The following is a 17,676-nucleotide window of genomic DNA, read 5'->3' as shown; positions in this document are numbered from 1 at the left end:
GCCACCGTGCGCTGGACCACCCGTCTCGCCCTGTGGGAGGCGTGTGACCTGCGGCACTCCATTCTGACGCAAGGAATTGCCGGGGAGAAGAGGCACCGCTCAGGCGCGTCGCGTTCCGATGCGCGGTGCGACCTGGTCCCAAATCACGTCCGCGAGTGCTTCCTTCGGACCGTAAGGGACGGAGGTCTCGGTCCCGTCGGAGGCAAGGACGACCGCCTCGTTCTCCTCGGAACCGAAGGTCTTGGTCTCTCCCACTTCGTTCACCACGAGGAGGTCGCACCCCTTTCGGATGAGTTTGGCGCGCCCGTTGGCGAGTACGTCGTCGGTCTCGGCGGCGAATCCGACGACGACCTGCCCCTCCCGGGCCCGGTCGGCGGAGATCTCGGCGAGGACGTCGGGATTGCGCACGAGGGCGACCGGATCGGGCTCCTGCCCGTCCTTCTTCTTGATCTTCCCGTCCGCGTACCGCGCCGGCCGGAAATCGGCCACGGCGGCGGCCATCACCACGGCGTCGGCGTCCGCGGCCGCCTTGAGCACGGCCTCGCGCAGCTGCAGGGCCGTCCCGACCCGTACGACGTCCACCCCGGCCGGGTCGGCGAGCGCGGCGTTGGCGGAGACCAGGGTGACCCGGGCCCCGCGCGCGACGGCGGTGCGGGCCAGCGCGTAGCCCTGCTTGCCGGAGGAGCGGTTGCCGAGGAAGCGGACCGGGTCCAGCGGCTCCCGCGTGCCGCCCGCGCTGATCACCACGTGCCGGCCGGCGAGGTCGGGCCCGCCCGTGCCGCCCGGCAGGGCGCCCCTGCGCAGGACGCCGCGGCAGACCTCGAAGATCTCCTCGGGGTCGGGCAGCCGCCCCTTGCCGGTGTCCTTGCCGGTGAGCCGGCCGACGGCCGGCTCGATGACGACGGCGCCGCGCCGGCGCAGCGTGGCCACGTTCTCCTGGGTGGCCGGGTGCTCCCACATCTCGGTGTGCATCGCGGGTGCGAACACCACCGGGCAACGTGCGGTGAGCAGGGTGTTGGTGAGCAGGTCGTCCGCGAGCCCGTGGGCGGACTTGGCCAGCATGTCGGCGGTGGCCGGGGCGACGACGACGAGGTCGGCGGACTGCCCGATGCGCACGTGCGGCACCTCGTGGACGGTCTCCCAGACCTCGGTGGACGCCGGGTTGCCCGAGAGGGCGGCCCAGGTGGCCTCGCCGACGAAGTTCAGCGACGCCGCCGTGGGCACCACCCGCACGTCGTGTCCCGACTCGGTCAGCCGGCGCAGCAGCTCGCACGCCTTGTAGGCGGCGATCCCGCCGCTGACTCCGAGTACGACCTTCGGCTTACCCACCACACACGCCCCTTCGGATGGACCTGGACCTGGACCTGTACCGACCCCGTGACGCCCACACCTGTGACACCTATGACACACCACAGGCCCGGCAGATGTTCTGCCGGGCCTGTGGTGAAGGAAAAACTCGTGCCTTACTGAGCCGGGGCCTCGATGGCCTCGGAGGTCAGCAGACCCGCGTTGATCTCGCGCAGCGCGATCGAAAGCGGCTTCTCGTGGACGTGGGTGTCCACCAGCGGGCCGACGTACTCGAGCAGGCCCTCACCGAGCTGCGAGTAGTACGCATTGATCTGACGGGCACGCTTGGCCGCGTAGATCACGAGGCTGTACTTCGAGTCCGTGGCCTCGAGCAGCTCGTCGATCGGCGGGTTGATGATGCCCTCGGGCGCAGTAATGGAAGAGGACACGCTCTACCTTCCGAAGATGGGTTGAAAGATCAGTTGAGGAACACCGATCGACTGAACATCGATCAACGATCAAACAACATTCATCAAGGTTAGCAGCTCGCGCGCCACATCCTCGACCGAGGTGTTGACCAGGGTGGTATCGAACTCGGATTCGGCAGCCAGTTCGATCTTCGCGGTGCCGAGCCTCCGCTCGATGACCTCCGCCGATTCGGTGCCCCGACCGGTGAGCCGGCGAACCAGCTCGTCCCAACTCGGAGGCGCCAGGAAGACCAGCTGTGCCTCGGACATCGAATCCCGGACCAGCCGGGCGCCCTGGAGATCGATCTCCAGCAGGACCGGTTCGCCGTTCTCCAGGCGTTCCAGCACTGCGCCGCGGGGTGTGCCGTAGCGGTTGCCCGCGAACTCGGCCCACTCCAGCAGCTCGCCATTGGCGATCAGCTTGTCGAACTCGTCGTCGTTGACGAAGAAGTACTGGACTCCGTGTCGCTCACCGGGCCGCGGCTTGCGGGTGGTGGCCGAAACCGAGAGCCAGACCTCGGGGTGAACCTTGCGCATATGCGCGACGACCGTGCTCTTGCCGACCCCCGAAGGGCCGGAGAGCACGGTCAGCCGCGGACGAACCTCTGCTGCCATAGAGCGATTATCCAGCTTCTCGGGACTGCCTGAGAACGCCGGTCGCACTTCAGGCGGCGCGTCAGCCGGCAGGAGTGCCGAACTCACGCTCCAGAGAAGCGATCTGGTTGGAACCGAGACCTCGGACACGCCGGGACTCGGAGATGCCGAGGCGCTCCATGATCTGCTTGGCGCGCACCTTGCCGACGCCAGGCAGGGACTCCAGAAGTGCGGAGACCTTCATCTTGCCGATGACGTCATTCTCCTGGCCCGTCTTGATGACGTCTTGGAGGGAGGCGCCGGAGTGCTTGAGTCGATTCTTCACCTCGGCCCGCTCCCGGCGAGCCGCGGCGGCCTTTTCGAGCGCTGCTGCGCGCTGTTCAGGGGTAAGGGGCGGAAGAGCCACGCCTACGTCACCTCGGATGTCGAACTGTCGGATACGGACCGGTGGGGAGCTTGAGGGCACCACACCAGGGAAGCGCCCGAACAGCGGTGTTGCTCGATCACTGCTCGTTCACTCTGGTCGGAGACTAGCGGCCATGACCGCTCCCGTCAGCGAGAACGGACGAAAAGTCCTGGTCAGCCTCCACTGAACCGTACATCACGGACAAACTACCCCTGTTTTGTCCGGTGGAAGACGTTCGAATTTCGTCAGACAGTGCGATGAGCGAGCCCGACGGCGTCCTCGAACGCCCCGATTCCACGTGCGGCGAGCGCCGAACGCAGGTCGTCGCGGATCCTCAGCGGCGCGGACGGATCGTTGAACAGCGCGGTGCCGACCGCCACCCCGGAAGCCCCGGCGAGGACGAACTCCAGCGCGTCCCGGCCGGAGGCGATCCCGCCCATGCCGAGGATGGGGACCCGCCGGACGCCGCCCGCCAGCATCGCCGCGTGGACCTGGAAGACGCAGCGGACGGCGACGGGCCGGATCGCGGGCCCGGACAGCCCCCCGGTGACCCCGGCGAGGGCCGGGCGCATCGTGTCGGTGTCGATGGCCATGCCGAGCACGGTGTTGATCATCGAGAGCCCGTCGGCGCCCGCGTCCGCGCAGGCCGCCGCGACATCGGTGATCCGGGTCACATCGGGCGTCAGCTTGGCGTAGACGGGCAGCGCGGGATCGGCCGCCGCCTTGACGGCCTTGACCACCTCGTACGAGGCGTCGGCGTCACAGGCGAAGACGAGGCCGCGGCTCGCGACGTTGGGGCAGGAGATGTTGACCTCGATGCCGACCACGCCGGGCTGCCCGGTCAGCCTTGCCGCCGCCTCGGCGAACTCCTCCGCGCGCTCCCCCGCGACCGATACGAGCACCCGCGCCCCGCGCTCGGCCAGCCAGGGCAGCTCGTGCTCGACGAAGTGGTCGATGCCGGAGCCCTGGAGCCCGATCGAGTTCAGCATGCCGCTGGGGGTCTCGGCCATGCGCGGAGCGGGACGGCCCGAGCGCACGTACGGCATCACGGTCTTGGTGGTGATGGTGCCGAGCTCGCCGAGGGGGGTGAAGCGGTGCAGCTCGCGGCCGTAGCCGGCGCAGCCCGAGGCAGTGGAGACGGGGTTGGGGAGGGTGACGCGGGCACCCAGCGGTGCCGACATGTCGACGTCTTCGGGGTTCACCGCGTGCCCGCCTTCGGGGTCATGGCACCGGCGCCCTCGAGGTCTTCGGGCAAGGTCCCCACCTCGTCCCAGCGGACGGTGGTGCCGTCGAAAACGGGGCCGGATGTGCAGGAGCGAAGAAAACGGGCGACGCCGTCGGGGCCGGTCACGGGCAGGACGCAGCTCATGCAGATCCCGATGCCACAGGCCATGGCCTCCTCCACGGCGGTGTGACTGGCCGCGCCGGCGGCGGCGGCGATCTCCGTGACGGCCTTGAGCATGCCCATCGGCCCGCAGGAGTGGACCTCGGTGGCGCCGATCGCCGCGATGGCCTCGGGGAGCAGGTCCGTGACCCGGCCCGCGCGGCCGGCCGACCCGTCGTCGGTGACGACGTACACGTGCTCGGAGAGGGCCTCGGCACGGTCGGTTCCGAACAGGCGGTCGGCGGTGGAAGCGCCGAGCACGAAGGCGACGCGGCCGCCGCGGCGCCGTATCTCCTCGGCGAGGGCGAACATCGGGGCGCTGCCGTAGCCGCCGGCGACCAGGACCGCGCGGACCGGGCCGTCGGGGAGGGGGAAGGGGGTCCCGAGGGGGGCGATGAGGTCGACGGTGTCGCCGGGCCGGCGGCGGGCCAGCGCCCTGGTCCCCCGGCCGGCCTCGGCGAAGACGAACTCGACGGTGCCCTCGTCGGGGTCGGCGCGGTGGATGGAGAAGGCTCGGCGGAGCAGTGTGCTCGCATCCGGGCCGCCGATGGCGAGGGCGCCGAAGTGGCCGGGGCGCACCCCCGTGACGCCGGGGGCGTCCAGGACGAGGTGGTGGTAGGCCCCGACGGGCGTGATCCGCCGGATGGTGGCCGTGGTCTGTACTGGGGGCTGTCTCCACTACATATTTTCGAGCTCATGAGACAGGTGCCTCGTCCACCTCGGGCACCGAGGCCAACCTCGCCGAGACCGGAGGCGGGTCGCTCACCCCGTACGTGACGGGCGGAGCGCTGATCCTGCTCGGCTTCGGGGCGGCGGCCCTGGTGGTGACCCGGCGCGGCAGGGCTTCGTAGCGCCGCCCCGCCCCGCCGCGTCCGGTACCGGGCCGTCCCGCCCTGCCCCGTCGCCCCGTCGCGTCATCGGGTGGCGCGCGTCAGTCCCTGCTCGGCGGCTCCGCGCGACATCACGGCCTTCGTCACCTCGCGGTCGGCGGCGGCGTACGTGCTGTCCGAGGAATCGCACGAGGCGCAGACGACGCGGAACGGCGGCCGCATGTCCGAGTACTGCGTGAGGTATTCGGCCTTCACCACGTCCCACCGGCCCGGATGGGCGGCCGACGGGGCGAAGGTGAAGCGGGGGATCGAGGACATGTTGCCCCGGGCCTTGTCGGCCTCGTAGAAGCTGGCCATCTGGTCGCCCATGCCGTAGACCACCCACGTGCCGTTGATCTTCTCGTAGGGCTGCGGCACGTGGTTGTGGGTGCCGAGGATCAGGTCGATGTCGGGGAGGCCGTCCGCCCCGCGCGACGCGGTCAGCGCGCGGGCCAGGTCCAGTTGCCGGGTGTCGGGCGCCGTCTGCCACTCGGAGCCCCAGTGGACGCTGAGGACCACGACGTTCGCGCCGGCCGCGCGCGCGGCGCGGGCGTCGGAGACGATCCGGTCCTGGTCGATCAGGTTCACGGCCCAGGGCTTGTCGGCGGGGAGCGGGATGCCGTTCGTCCCGTACGTGTAGTCCAGCTGGGCGACCTTGGCGCCGCCGGCTTCGAGCAGCGCGGGGGCCTTCGCCTCCTCGGCGCTGCGGGCCGAGCCCACGTGGCGGACGCCGACGCGGTCCAGGTTGTCGAGGACGCGGACGAGGCCTTCGTACCCGGCGTCCAGGGTGTGGTTCGAGGCGGTGGAACAGCTGTCGTAGCCCGTGTCCTTGAGGGCGTCGGCCAGTTGGTGCGGGGCCTTGAACAGGGGATATCCGGTGTAGGGGCCGCCGGGTCGGCCGTACGGTATCTCGTGGTGGCACACGGCCAGGTCCGCGGCGGAGACGATGGGCCTGACCCCGGCGAGGATCTTCCGGAAGTCGTGTCCGCCCGTCTCCGCGGAATCGTCGGCGGCCCGCCGGACGATCGACGGGTAGGGGATGATGTCGCCGGTCCCGACGAGGGTGAACGGCCTCCCGCCGACGGCCGCGGTGGCGACGGCGCCGCCCGGGCTCTGCGTCGCGCCCGGGCTCTGCGTCGCGCTCGGGCTCTGCATCGGGCTAGCGCTCGGACTCGGGCTCACCGCGGGTCCCGGCTTCGCCCCCAGCCGCTGCTCGGCGGCCGCGCCGCCCTCCCCGCCGGTGAGGTGCGGTATGCCGTACGCCGCGCCCCCCACGAGGGCCAGCCCGGCCGCGACCGCGGCTGTCCTGCCCGTCCTGCCGAGCCGCTTCATCCCCGTACCCCCCGGGGTCACAAGCCGGCCAGTGCCTGCGACGATCCTGGCGCACCGCCGCCGCCCCCGCCATGCCCACCCGGGCGGAGCGGGCCGTTCGGGTGATGCGCCCGGGCGCCCCGGCCCGCCGGGCGGGCGGGCCCGGCGCGACGGGACCCGGAGGTCAGCGGGCCGCGAGGGCCAGGTCGAGCGCCTGCAGGAGGCGGCCCGTGGTCGCGCGGTCGCGGACCGCCAGGCGCAGCCAGGAGCGGTCCAGGCCCGGGAAGGTGTCGCCCCGGCGGACGGCGAAGCCCAGCGCGCGCAGGCGGGTGCGGACCTCCATGGCGCCCTCGATCCGGATCAGCACGAACGGCCCCGCCGCCGTGCCCGCCACCGAGACCTCCTCGAACTCCGCGAGCCCGGCGAGGAGGTGCTCCCGGTCCACCGCGATCTGCCGGGCCGCGGCCTCCGCCTCCGCCAGCGCCGCCGGGGCCACGCAGGCCTCGGCCGCCACCAGCGCCGGCGTGGACACCGGCCACAGCGGCTGGGCCGCCGACAGCTTCGCGATCACCTGCGGCTCGGCCAGCACGTAGCCGATGCGCAGCCCGGCCAGCCCCCAGGTCTTGGTCAGGCTCCGCAGCACGACGAGACCCGGTATGTCGGTCCGCCCGGCCAGTGCCTCCCGCTCGCCCGGGACCGCGTCCATGAACGCCTCGTCGACCACCAGGATCCGCCCGGGCCGGGCCAGCGCGGCCAGCGTGGCCGCCGGGTGCAGGACCGAGGTCGGGTTGGTCGGGTTCCCGACGACCACGAGGTCGGCGTCCTGCGGCACGGCCGCCGGGTCCAGGCGGAAGCCGTCCGCCGCGCGCAGCACCACCCGCTCCACCCGGTGGCCCGCGTCGCGCAGGGCCGCCTCCGGCTCGGTGAACTGCGGGTGCACCACCACGGGCCGGGTGGCTCCCAGGGCCCGCGCGATCAGTACGAACGCCTCCGCGGCCCCCGCCGTCAGCAGGACCCGCTCGACGGGCAGCCCGTGGCGCAGGGCCACCGCCGCGCGGGCCGAGCGGCCGTCGGGATACGCGGACAGGACGTCGAGCGAAGCCGCGATCCGGGCCTTCAGCCACTCCGGCGGCGTGTGCGCCCGTACGTTCACCGCGAGATCGACCAGCGCCGCGCCCGTGCCCGCCACCTCCGCGTCCCCGTGGTGGCGCAGGTCGTGCGTGTGGGCCGTCGCGACCGCGCAGGTGGCCGCCACCGACCGACGCTTGGGTACGAGGAGTTCCCCGCCCCCGGCGAGCGCGGCGGCCTCCGCCACCGACGGGGTCCCGGCGGCGCCCTGCACCGCGTCCGAGGGGTGCGGCACCGGGATCGAGGCCAGCAGGTCGGCGGAGTAGCTCAGCAGCGGCACGCCGAAACGTTCCGCCGCACCGGCGATCCCCGCCTCCACGGCCTTCGCCTCCACCGTGGCCAGGGCCGTCACCGCCTGCGTCGACAGCCCGGCGCCGCGCAGGGTCTCCTCCACCAGGGAGCAGACCTCCGCCACGGACACCCCCGCGCGGCCGCCGACCCCGACCACCAGCTGCGTCGCGTACTCGCCCACCAGGTTCACCCGTTCTCAGCCGCTCTCGGTTGTCGTCGGTCGTCGTCGTGCTCGTCGTGCTCGTCGTGCTTGTCGTCGTGGTTCTGCTCGGGTCGTCGTGTCCGTCAACCGGCCGTGGTCCGCCACCCGTGCGCGGAAGTGCGCGGGCGCCGCGGAATCGGTATGCAGGGGCACATGGCCGTGATCGTGGCGTTGGGCGCGTTCCTGATGACCCTGGCGGGCGGATGGACGGCGCAGCGCGTCACCGACCGCCGCCACCTCGTGCTGGGCCTGGCCGGCGGGCTGATGCTCGGCGTCGTGGGCCTCGACCTGCTCCCGGAGGCCATGCGCGCGGCCGGGGACGAGGTGTTCGGCGTCCCGCTCGCCCTGCTGCTCTTCGTCGGCGGGTTCCTCGTCGCGCACTGCGCGGAGCGCCTGCTGGCGGTCCGCCAGGCCGCGCACGGGGGCCGCAACGGCGATGGGGGCGGCGACGGCGGGGCCGCGGGCGACCACGCGTACGCGCACGGGCACGCCCACGAGGAGCACGGCGGCCGGGTCCCCCAGGTCGGCCTGACGGCGGCCGCCGCCATGGTCGGCCACAGCCTCGCCGACGGAGTGGCCCTCGGCGCCGCGTTCCAGGTCGGCGGCGGGATGGGCGTCGCCGTGGCGCTGGCCGTGATCACCCACGACTTCGCCGACGGGTTCAACACGTACACGCTCACCCGGCTGTACGGGAACGCCCGCCGCAAGGCGCTGCTGATGCTCTTCGCGGACGCCGTGGCCCCCGTCGTCGGCGCAGCGTCCACTTTGCTGTTCACCCTTCCGGAGGAACCCCTCGGCGCGTACCTGGGCTTCTTCGGAGGCGTCCTGCTGTATCTGGCCGCCGCCGAGATCCTGCCCGAGGCGCACCACAAGCACCCCGCGCTGTCCACGCTGATGTGCACCGTGGGCGGGGTGGCCGGGATCTGGCTGGTGGTCGGCCTCGCGGACTGACCGTACCGGCCGGGCCGTCCGCCCGGGCCGGCCCGGACGGACGGCGGCGTGCCCGCTCCTCACCGATGCGCCGCCGCGGCCTCGGCGAACCGCACGGCCACGGACGGCTCCGCCGCCCAGTGCGTGTGCAGGTAGCTGGCGTGCACCCCGCCCTGCACGAAGCCCTCGACCCGGCGCTCGGGATGCGTGAACCCCCAGGCGGGCGCCGCGCCGGCGCCGGGTTCGATCACCGTCCGGTGGAACTCGTGCCCGCGCAGCCGGGTTCCGGCCGGTGCGAGGACGCTGTCGGACACCGCGACCGCCTCGCGGTAGCCGAGCGTGAGCCGCTCCGACATGCGCGCGTCGGCGTCGAGCACCCCGCACATGGGCTTCCCGTCCAGCGAACGGGCCAGGTACAGCAGCCCCGCGCACTCGGCGGCCACCGGGCCGCCGGCCGCGGCGAAGCCGGCCACGGCCTTGCGCAGCGGCTCGTTCGCGGACAGCTCCGGTGCGTAGACCTCGGGAAACCCGCCGCCGATCACCAGGCCCGCGGTGCCGGGCGGGAGTTCCTCGTCGCGCAAGGGGTCGAAGGTGACGACCTCCGCCCCGGCGGCCGTGAGCAGCTCCGCGTGCTCGGCGTACGAGAACGTGAAGGCGGCCCCGCCGGCCACGGCGATGACAGGTGCGGCGCCGCCACCGGAGCTCCGCCCCGAACCCAGCGCCGCAGTCGCAGTCTCAGCCGCAGCCGCAGCCGCAGCCGGACCTGCATCCGCCGACGCAGCCGCAGCCGCAGACGCGGCCGGACCTGCATCCGCCGACGCAGCCGCAGCCGCAGACGCGGCCGGACTCTCCGGCGACCAGGCCTCGCAGGCCAGCGGCGGGGCCGTCCGGGCCAGGGCCATCAGGGCCTCCAGGTCGCAGCCCTGGCGGACCTGTTCCGCCAGCGCCGCCACCGAGGCGACCGCGTCGCGCCGCCGCTCGGCCACCGGCACCAGGCCGAGGTGCCGGGACGGCGCGGCCACCTGCGGAGCCCGGCGCAGGACGCCGAGCACCGGCATCCCCGCCTCCTCCAGCGCCTCGCGCAGCATCACCTCGTGCCGGTCGGAGCCGACCTTGTTCAAGATCACGCCGCCGAGCCGCACCTGCGGGTCGAACGAGGCGAAGCCGTGCACCAGCGCCGCCACCGAACGCGACTGCGAGGACGCGTCGACGACGAGGACCACCGGCGCCCGCAGCAACTTCGCGACCTGGGCCGTCGACGCCAGTTCACCCCGCCCCGCGGCCCCGTCGTAGAGCCCCATCACGCCTTCGATGACGGCCAGGTCCGCGCCGGCGGCCCCGTGCGCGAACAGCGGGGCCACCAGCTGCGGCCCGCACATGAAGGCGTCCAGATTGCGCCCCGGCCGGCCCGTGGCCAGCGCGTGGTAGCCGGGGTCTATGTAGTCGGGCCCGGCCTTGTGCGGGGACACGGCGAGGCCGCGCTCCGAGAAGGCCGCCATCAGGCCCGTCGCGACGGTGGTCTTGCCGCTGCCGGACGACGGCGCGGCGATGACCAGCCGCGGGACGTTGAACGAAGTCACCACTCGATGCCCTTCTGGCCCTTCTGGCCGGCGTCCATCGGGTGCTTGACCTTGGTCATCTCGGTGACGAGGTCCGCGAACTCCACCAGCTTCTCCGGCGCGTTGCGCCCGGTGATCACCACGTGCTGCGTACCGGGACGGTTGCGGAGCACCTCGATGACCTCGTCCACGTCGATCCAGCCCCAGTGCATCGGGTACGCGAACTCGTCCAGCACGTACAGCTTGTGCGTCTCGGCGGCCAGGTCGCGCTTGACCTGCTCCCAGCCCTCCTTGGCGGCCTGCTCGTTGTCGAGCTGCGCGTCGCGCTGGACCCAGGACCAGCCCTCGCCCATCTTGTGCCAGACGACGGAACCGCCCTCGCCCGAGGCGCCGAGCACCTTGAGCGCGTTCTCCTCGCCGACCTTCCACTTCGCCGACTTGACGAACTGGAACACCCCGATCGGCCAGCCCTGGTTCCAGGCGCGCAGCGCCAGCCCGAAGGCCGCCGTCGACTTGCCCTTGCCCGGGCCGGTGTGGACGAAGACGAGCGGGCGGTTGCGGCGCTGACGCGTCGTGAGTCCGTCTTCCGGAACGACGGACGGCTGTCCCTGCGGCATTACGCGGCCCTCCTGAGGGTCGGGGATGGGGTACGTACGCTCTTGATGAGTCCGGCCTTCACGAGTCCGGCCAGCGAGTCGGCGCGGAGCCCGTCGAGGGTGACGGCCGGGCCGCCCAGGTCGGCGGCCAGTTCACCGGCCAGCCCCAGCCGGACCGGCCCCGACTCGCAGTCCACGACCACGGAGGCGACCCCGCCGGCCGCCAGCAGCCGGGCGCTGCGCCCGGCGAGCTCCCGCGGCGTGCCTTCCGGCCGTCCGCCCGCGGCGCCGCCCGCCGTGCCGGCCGAGGTGGCCCGCCCGTCGGTGACGACGACGAGCAGCGGCCGCCGGCTCGGGTCCCGCAGCCGCTCGATCCGCAGCACCTCGTGGGCCTTGAGCAGCCCGGCGGCGAGCGGGGTGCGGCCGCCGGTCGGCAGCTTCTCCAGCCGGGCCGCGGCGGCGTCGACGGAGGAGGTGGGCGGCAGGGCCAGTTCGGCCGTCGCGCCGCGGAAGGTGATCAGGCCGACCTTGTCCCGGCGCTGGTAGGCGTCGAGCAGCAGGGACAGCACCGCGCCCTTGACCGCGCTCATGCGCTGCCGGGCGGCCATGGATCCGGAGGCGTCGACGACGAAGAGCACGAGGTTGCCCTCGCGGCCCTCGCGCGTGGCCTGGCGCAGGTCGTCCTTGCGGATGACGAGGCCGCGCCCGGTGCGCCCGCGCGCCTTCTGGTGCGGGGCCGCCGCGTGGATGGTCGCCGACAGGTGCAGCTTCGTCAGCTGCCCCCGGGGGCGCTGGGCGCCGGTGGTGCGGCCGTGGGCGGTGCGGGCGCGCGAGCGCCGCCCGGAGGCCCCCTCGCCGAGTCCCGGGACGCTGAGCATCTTGGTGCGGAAGGGCTCGGCGGCCCGTACGGGCGCCTGCTCGGCCGGGTCGCCCCCGCGGGCGGAGTCCGGGGACCGCGGATCGGGCTCGGCCTCGGCCTGGTCTTCGGGGTGTTCGTCCGTCGCGGGCGCGTCGGGTCCGGAGTCCCGTGGAGGTATGCCGCCGCCGTCGGGGCCCCCGTCGTCCGGCCCGTTGTCGTGCGGGCCCCCGCCGTCGGGGCCGTCGCCGTCCGGGCCGCCGTCGTCCGGGCCCTCGGGCTCGGTCTCCGGCTCCGGATCGGGCTCCCGGTCCGGCTCGTCGTCGGGGAACTGGTCCAGGATCCGGTCCAGCTTCTCCTCGTCGAGACCCGGCGCGTCGAAGGGGTTGCGGCGGCGCCGGTGGGGGAGCGCCAGCAGGGCGGCCTGGCGCACGTCCTCCTTGCGCACCCCGGTCCGCCCGGCCCAGGCGGCCAGCGCCGTCGCGGTGCGGGCCATCACGATGTCGGCGCGCATGCCGTCGACCTCGAAGCCGGCGCAGGTCGCGGCGATCTGCAGCAGCGAGTTGTCACCGAGAACCACCTGGGGGAGCAGCGCCCGGGCGGCCACCACCCGGGCGCGCACCTCTTCCTCGTCCCCGGCCCAGCGGCCGGCGAAGCCCGCGGGGTCGTCCTCGTAGGCGAGCCGGCGGCGGACGACCTCGACCCGCTGGACGGGCTCGCGGGAGGCGGCGACCTCGACGGTCAGCCCGAACCGGTCGAGCAGCTGCGGGCGCAGCTCGCCCTCCTCCGGGTTCATCGTGCCGACGAGGAGGAAGCGCGCGGCGTGCCGTACGGAGACGCCCTCGCGCTCCACGTAGGAGGCGCCCATCGCGGCGGCGTCGAGGAGGAGGTCGATGAGGTGGTCGTGGAGGAGGTTGACCTCGTCGACGTAGAGGATGCCCCGGTGCGCGTCGGCCAGCAGGCCCGGCTCGAAGGCCTTCACGCCGTCGGCGAGGGCGCGTTCGATGTCGAGGGCGCCGACGAGGCGGTCCTCGGAGGCGCCGACGGGCAGCTCCACCATGCGGGCCGGCCGCGCGGACCCGGCGCCGGGCTCGTGCGGGCCGTCGGGGCAGCCCGGGTCCGGGGCGGCGGGCGCGCAGCTGAACCGGCAGCCGGGGACGACGTCCACCTGCGGCAGCAGGGCGGACAGGGCGCGGACGGCCGTGGACTTGGCCGTCCCCTTCTCGCCGCGCACGAGAACACCGCCGACCGCGGGGCTCACCGCGTTGAGCAGCAGCGCGAGGCGCAGGTCGGTCTGGCCGACCAGTGCGGTGAACGGGTAGGGCGTGCTCATGCGGTGACCCCTTCTTGTGTGCGGGTACGGATGCGCGTGCGCGGGAGGGCGGGGAGCTCCAAGGGGGCGGATGGTTAGCGTCGTGCGGTGCTCTTCGGTGCGGTAGCGGGGGCAGTCGTCAATCAGGCGAGGCCGCTTCTGGCGGTCCGATCAGGGACGGCGGGGCGGTGCCGCAGGTGGGCGGGGCTGAGGGATCTGGGCGAGTGCGTGGTGTACGTGGGCGCCGAGGCCTGCGGAGTGGGCGGGCGTGATGATCGCGGCGCTCAGGTCGCGGGAGAGGAAGGGGATCTCGCGGTACTGGCGCTCCACGGGCGTGCTGGACGCCAGGTGGGAGAAGAACTGGGCGACCAGCGGCGCGGGCACGGCGTCGGTGAAGGTGGCGCTCCAGTGCGTGTCGAACCCGTCGTAGACCGAGTGCTCGAAGGACCAGCCGACGCCGGGGCGGGGGCGGTGGTGCACCGAGCAGTGGCTGTCCGGGGAGCTGTAGGCGCTGTTGTCGGGCGCGCGGACCCACCGGTTGGTGACGGCGATCTCGCGGAGCGAGAGCCTGGTGATGGAGATCTGTTCGGCGTGACGGTGGTCGCCGAGGAGCTGCGGCAGGCTCTGGGCGACGGCCGATACCGCCTCGATCGGGGCCTGGCGGCTGATCTGGATCTGCCAGTGGGGCTCGACGTTCTCTATCTTCCACCACAGGCCGTCGGGGCTCTCGGGGGTGAAGTCCAGCGCTGCTGTGCCCTGGGGATGGGTAAGCCTCACATGCTGCTGGTTCTGTTCTGCCCGCCAGTCGAAGAGGCGGACGAGCGGCCCGATGACGTCGGTGATCTTGTCGGTACCCGCGCCGGCCAGGTAGCGCGGGGAGACGAGGACGCGATCGGTGGGGGCGAGGCCGGTCACCTGCGCCCCGGGCTTCGCGGTGTGGGCGGCGAGGCTGCGGGTGCCGTGTCGGTGGGGTGAGGTGCCCCGACGACGCCTGCTGGCGGACCGAGGACTTCAGGCCGTGCCGCATGCGCCTTCGGCGTCGTGGTCACGCCGGGACTACCCGCTGCCCGGGCGATCAGCTGTTGGTCCTCGCGTCGCGCGGCGAACGAGGCCAGGCGATGGGACAGGCGCTGTGCCAGCCGGTGGTACGTCTTCGCCGCTCGATCCAGTTCCTCGGTGGCCTCACTCAGCCTGCTGCGGCTCGCCGCGGGGGTCTCATCAGCGTCGTCGTACAGCAGGACTTCGGTGCGGCGGTGGATGGCGAGCGTGCACAGGGTGGCGGCGAGAGATATCTGGGTTGTGGCTTCGACGAGTTCGGCGAGGTTCTCGTGGCCGTCCTTCATGGCGGCGTACTGGCTGGTCGACAGCGTGAGGGCCTGCTGGGTGCACTGCATCGCGAAGTCCTGTACGCGGACGGCGGTCGGCCCGATCTCGCGAAGGGGTTTGGCTATCTCTCCCGCCCTCACGCTCTCCACCTCCTCGCGCAGGGCCTTCAGAGTGGGGGCCACCTGGCCGAGGAAGCGGGTCTGTTCTGCAAGGTCGATGATCTGCAAGGCGAACTCTCATGGGGTATCGGGCACAGGTTGGGTTCCAGGGCGCGGGCACGAAGGTGTCGACGCTGGTGCCTACGGGCGGTCCGGGGCGTTGTCGCGCATCCCGGCTAGCGGGTGCGGGCCGCCGGTGGGCGGACCGGACGTACGGGAGCGGAAGCCGGAGCGGGCAGTGGGACCGGGCCGAGGCTGTCGAGGGCCTGGCGGCCAGTGGGAGTGAGGTGCAGTCGCTGGCCCGTCACGAGGGTGGTGGCGGAACTACGCTTCACCAGATCTTGCGCCTCCAAGGCCTCCACCGTGCGCATGGTGAACCGGTGAGGGCCGGGCTGGCCGGACAGGGCCAGCTTGTGCCTGCTCAGATACACGGTGATCTCGTGCTCGGCGATGACCTGGAGCGCGCGGTGCTGGGCGTCGTTCAACTTGGCCGGGACCCGGGGTGGGGATGGTTGCGGACCGCGGTCGGAGTTCGTGTCTGCCGGCGAAGGGTCGGGGCGCCCGGGTGCGTCGTCCATTGCGGGCGGCCGGGTTGGGGAGCTGGGCGCTGACGACGGCTGGGGGGCGGTCGCGTCCGGCCTTATGTGGTCGCGGGCCTCGGACAGTGCCCGGCGGATGACGGGCAGGTGCTCATCGGTGGCCTCGTAGAAGTCGAAGCGGTCCATGGCGTCGTCGACCGTGCCGTACGGGGTGGGCTCGCAGGCGATGGTTAGGGGGGCGAGGATCTTCGTATAGCCGGACAGCGCCTCGGCCAGCGAGACCGTCGTCATCGAAAGGATGTGGGTCGGCCGCCAGATGCTGGGCTCGGGGTGACGGCGGGCGTGGTCGCTGTGGGCGTGAGCCTCGTCGGCTACCCGTGCGAGGAGTGCACTGACTTGGCTGATGTGCCGTGTGACGGTGCTGACGGAGACGTGGTCGATGCCAATCGGGTGCCGGCGAAGATCCTCGATGATGTCGTCGATGAAGTCAGACAGGCCGGGGTATTCCAGGGGCGGCGGGTGCGAATCAGGCACAGGGCTCCTTCTGTTCGAGGGGGCAGGCTGTCGGGGGCCAGGGCGAGACCCCTCCCGGTGTCTTCGGGAAGGTCACTGCGACCGGCACGGAGCGTGCTTCGGCGAGCGGTCCGGGTTGTTCACGCCGCCTTCCCGAAGCCGTCCTTCTGTGGCGAGGCTTTGGCGACCGCTCGGTCGGTGATGCCCTTGGACGCGGCGGCGGAAGCGGCGGCGAGGGTGCCGGCGCCGGGCTCCAGGTACCAGGGGCGCAGGTCGAGCATGGCTGCGCGCATGCCGGTGGCGAAGCAGAGCGCGGTTCCCTTGGGGAGGGCGCGGATCGCGTCCGCGGGAAGGATCCGCTCCTGGCGCATGCTGATGCTGGTGGACTTCCCCGAGTCGGAGATGGAGGTGGACTTCGTCTCGACGTCGTGGTCACCGATCAGCCTGCTGAGCTTGTCGGCGAAGTCCGGGTCGTCGATGCCGGAGCCGATCACCTTCACGGTGGACGCGGACCACATGGCGTCCATGCCTGCGTCGCCCCAAACCTTCTGCCCCTGCCGGTAGGACTGCAGGATGGTGATCGGGATGATCCCGCGGGACCCGAGGTGGGAGTACAGGTCGGGGAGGTCACTGATCTTGCACACGTTGGCGGCCTCGTCGAGGATCGCAAGCATGGGCGGGTCCAGGCGTCCGCCGGCCCGTTCGGCCTGGGTGGTCGCGGCCCGCATCACGGAGTCCGCGCACGCGGCGATCAGCGCACTGGCTCCGCCGCCTCCGTCCTTCGACAGCAGGTACAAGGTGTCCTTGCTGGTCACGAAGTCGGCGGGCTTGAACTCGGCGACCCCCTTCTGAGGGGTGACCCACGCGGCGATCTCGCTGTTCAGGAGCGCCGAGGCGTACTGCCTCGCGGTCTCGTAGATGCCGTCGCGGGTCTCCGGCGGGCCTTCGACGGTGCCCTTGAGCTGTGCGGCGACGGCCGAGAACCCGTGGTCGCGGAGGATGTCCAGAGGCCTGCGGTCGGCGGGGAAGGCCAGCCACTGCATGACGTCGGTGATGGGGCGTTCGTCGAGAGCTGCGGCCAGGAACAGTTGGCTCAGGATGTTGGATCCGGCCTTGGACCAGAAGTCGCCCTGCTGGGAGGCATCCACGCTCGCGGCGAGGAAGTGCCCGGCCAACCTACCGGCCCCATCTAGGGACTTGGCGGTGGCGAGCGGGTTCCACCACATCTCACGGGCCGCGTGGGCGATCTGCTGCGGATCCATGCTCCAGGTCCGGCCGTCCTCCCCGCGGGCGTCGAGGGTGGCGGTGTAGGCGTCACCGGCTGCTTTGTTCGAGGTGAGCAGCACGGGGCCGGGGGCGGCGAGGATCGCGGGAATTGCCAGGCAGGTCGTCTTGCCGGATCGGGGGGCCATGATCGCGACCGCGACGTCCTCGAAGCCCATCCGGACCTCGGAGCGGCTGCCCTGCAGGTTGCCGAGCAGGACGCCGGTGTCGGAGGCGTCGATGGCCTTGACCTCCTTCAGGCTGGGCCGCAGGGAGCGGGCTTTGGCGGTGATGGCCTTGGCGAGCAGCGGCTCGATGTCCCTCTGCTTGGCCATCCCGGCGACACGCTTCCTCTTCCCGCTGGTGCCCCGGCGCCGGGACCACCACAGGTATCCGAAGACGGTGAGGGTGAGGAGAACCGCGGTGGGGAGAACGCGGGTTCCGATCAGCAGGGACGTTTCTCCTGCCGCGGGCCATAGGCGTTCGGGGTGGAGAAGTGCTTCCGCTGGCTGGTAGGGGACCCAGGGGCCGCTGCCGGTGACCCAGGCGGTCGCGTTGCCGCCCAGCCAGGCCAGGGTGGACAGAGGCAGGGCGACGGCGAAGGCGCCGAGGAGGGCCTTGGAGGCTATGTCGTAGCCGTCGGAGTTGGAGTTGGGGGAGGTGCTGGACAAGAGGGCGGTTCCAG

The 17,676-nt window shown here is 72.5% G+C and carries 17 protein-coding genes; 2 read left to right on the top strand and 15 right to left on the bottom strand.

Going from position 1 to position 17,676, the window contains the following annotated elements; genetic code table 11:
* Positions 1–99 precede the first annotated feature (99 nt).
* The 6 genes from coaBC to DRB89_RS35020 all read right to left on the bottom strand — a co-directional run bounded on the left by coaBC (position 100) and on the right by DRB89_RS35020 (position 4,717).
* The gene (coaBC, locus tag DRB89_RS35045; protein ID WP_112452487.1) at positions 100–1,329 is read right to left on the bottom strand and encodes a bifunctional phosphopantothenoylcysteine decarboxylase/phosphopantothenate--cysteine ligase CoaBC; all 1,230 of its coding nucleotides are present in this window, start codon (positions 1,327–1,329) and stop codon (positions 100–102) included.
* A 134-nt stretch (positions 1,330–1,463) separates the two neighbouring features.
* Positions 1,464–1,736, bottom strand: coding sequence for a DNA-directed RNA polymerase subunit omega (gene rpoZ, locus DRB89_RS35040; RefSeq protein WP_004948662.1), 273 nt, complete (start codon positions 1,734–1,736; stop codon positions 1,464–1,466).
* A gap of 69 nt (positions 1,737–1,805) precedes the next feature.
* Entirely contained in the window at positions 1,806–2,369 is a 564-nt protein-coding gene (gmk, locus tag DRB89_RS35035; protein WP_112452486.1) for a guanylate kinase, read from the bottom strand.
* A gap of 61 nt (positions 2,370–2,430) precedes the next feature.
* Positions 2,431–2,754 (bottom strand): integration host factor, encoded by a 324-nt coding sequence (locus DRB89_RS35030; protein WP_112452485.1) that lies wholly within the window; start codon positions 2,752–2,754, stop codon positions 2,431–2,433.
* 245 nt (positions 2,755–2,999) lie between these two features.
* Complete coding sequence (locus tag DRB89_RS35025) at positions 3,000–3,956, bottom strand: dihydroorotate dehydrogenase (RefSeq protein WP_239516499.1); 957 nt, start codon at positions 3,954–3,956, stop codon at positions 3,000–3,002.
* Positions 3,953–4,717, bottom strand: a complete 765-nt coding sequence (locus tag DRB89_RS35020) for a dihydroorotate dehydrogenase electron transfer subunit (RefSeq protein ID WP_239516497.1) — start codon at positions 4,715–4,717, stop codon at positions 3,953–3,955. The genes DRB89_RS35025 and DRB89_RS35020 overlap by 4 nt, the downstream gene beginning before the upstream one ends.
* A gap of 83 nt (positions 4,718–4,800) precedes the next feature.
* Here DRB89_RS35020 and DRB89_RS46120 point away from each other — a divergent pair, with 83 nt between their 5' ends.
* Positions 4,801–4,989, top strand: a complete 189-nt coding sequence (locus tag DRB89_RS46120) for an LAETG motif-containing sortase-dependent surface protein (protein WP_275435600.1) — start codon at positions 4,801–4,803, stop codon at positions 4,987–4,989.
* A gap of 63 nt (positions 4,990–5,052) precedes the next feature.
* On the opposite strand, the gene DRB89_RS35015 is transcribed toward DRB89_RS46120, so the two are convergent.
* Both DRB89_RS35015 and cobC read right to left on the bottom strand, forming a co-directional pair.
* Positions 5,053–6,339, bottom strand: coding sequence for a CapA family protein (locus tag DRB89_RS35015; protein ID WP_239516495.1), 1,287 nt, complete (start codon positions 6,337–6,339; stop codon positions 5,053–5,055).
* Between the two features lie 163 nt (positions 6,340–6,502).
* Positions 6,503–7,927, bottom strand: coding sequence for an Rv2231c family pyridoxal phosphate-dependent protein CobC (gene cobC / locus DRB89_RS35010; RefSeq protein ID WP_239516494.1), 1,425 nt, complete (start codon positions 7,925–7,927; stop codon positions 6,503–6,505).
* Between the two features lie 165 nt (positions 7,928–8,092).
* Here cobC and DRB89_RS35005 point away from each other — a divergent pair, with 165 nt between their 5' ends.
* Positions 8,093–8,890, top strand: a complete 798-nt coding sequence (locus tag DRB89_RS35005) for a ZIP family metal transporter (protein ID WP_112453496.1) — start codon at positions 8,093–8,095, stop codon at positions 8,888–8,890.
* A gap of 59 nt (positions 8,891–8,949) precedes the next feature.
* Here DRB89_RS35005 and DRB89_RS35000 read toward each other — a convergent pair whose 3' ends face one another.
* From DRB89_RS35000 to DRB89_RS34970, 7 genes are all read right to left on the bottom strand, one after another.
* Positions 8,950–10,452 carry a cobyrinate a,c-diamide synthase gene (locus DRB89_RS35000; protein WP_112449282.1) on the bottom strand — a complete coding sequence of 501 codons (1,503 nt, stop codon included), beginning with the start codon at positions 10,450–10,452 and terminating at the stop codon, positions 8,950–8,952.
* Entirely contained in the window at positions 10,446–11,045 is a 600-nt protein-coding gene (cobO, locus tag DRB89_RS34995; RefSeq protein ID WP_112449281.1) for a cob(I)yrinic acid a,c-diamide adenosyltransferase, read from the bottom strand. Before cobO ends, DRB89_RS35000 begins: the two co-directional genes overlap by 7 nt.
* The gene (locus DRB89_RS34990) at positions 11,045–13,213 is read right to left on the bottom strand and encodes a putative cobaltochelatase (RefSeq protein ID WP_112449280.1); all 2,169 of its coding nucleotides are present in this window, start codon (positions 13,211–13,213) and stop codon (positions 11,045–11,047) included. Before DRB89_RS34990 ends, cobO begins: the two co-directional genes overlap by 1 nt.
* A 150-nt stretch (positions 13,214–13,363) precedes the next feature.
* The gene (locus DRB89_RS43350; RefSeq protein WP_162688851.1) at positions 13,364–14,107 is read right to left on the bottom strand and encodes a DUF317 domain-containing protein; all 744 of its coding nucleotides are present in this window, start codon (positions 14,105–14,107) and stop codon (positions 13,364–13,366) included.
* Positions 14,104–14,745 carry a hypothetical protein gene (locus DRB89_RS34980; protein ID WP_112452154.1) on the bottom strand — a complete coding sequence of 214 codons (642 nt, stop codon included), beginning with the start codon at positions 14,743–14,745 and terminating at the stop codon, positions 14,104–14,106. Before DRB89_RS34980 ends, DRB89_RS43350 begins: the two co-directional genes overlap by 4 nt.
* A 107-nt stretch (positions 14,746–14,852) precedes the next feature.
* The gene (locus tag DRB89_RS34975) at positions 14,853–15,749 is read right to left on the bottom strand and encodes a hypothetical protein (RefSeq protein WP_112452153.1); all 897 of its coding nucleotides are present in this window, start codon (positions 15,747–15,749) and stop codon (positions 14,853–14,855) included.
* Between the two features lie 119 nt (positions 15,750–15,868).
* The gene (locus tag DRB89_RS34970; protein WP_112452152.1) at positions 15,869–17,662 is read right to left on the bottom strand and encodes a type IV secretory system conjugative DNA transfer family protein; all 1,794 of its coding nucleotides are present in this window, start codon (positions 17,660–17,662) and stop codon (positions 15,869–15,871) included.
* Between the last annotated feature and the right edge of the window lie 14 nt (positions 17,663–17,676).

Source organism: Streptomyces sp. ICC4 (assembly GCF_003287915.1).
GTDB classification, from domain to species: domain Bacteria; phylum Actinomycetota; class Actinomycetes; order Streptomycetales; family Streptomycetaceae; genus Streptomyces; species Streptomyces tritrimontium.
The sequence above is the reverse complement of the archived record's forward strand: the minus strand, read 5'-3'. Positions and strand labels throughout refer to the sequence as shown.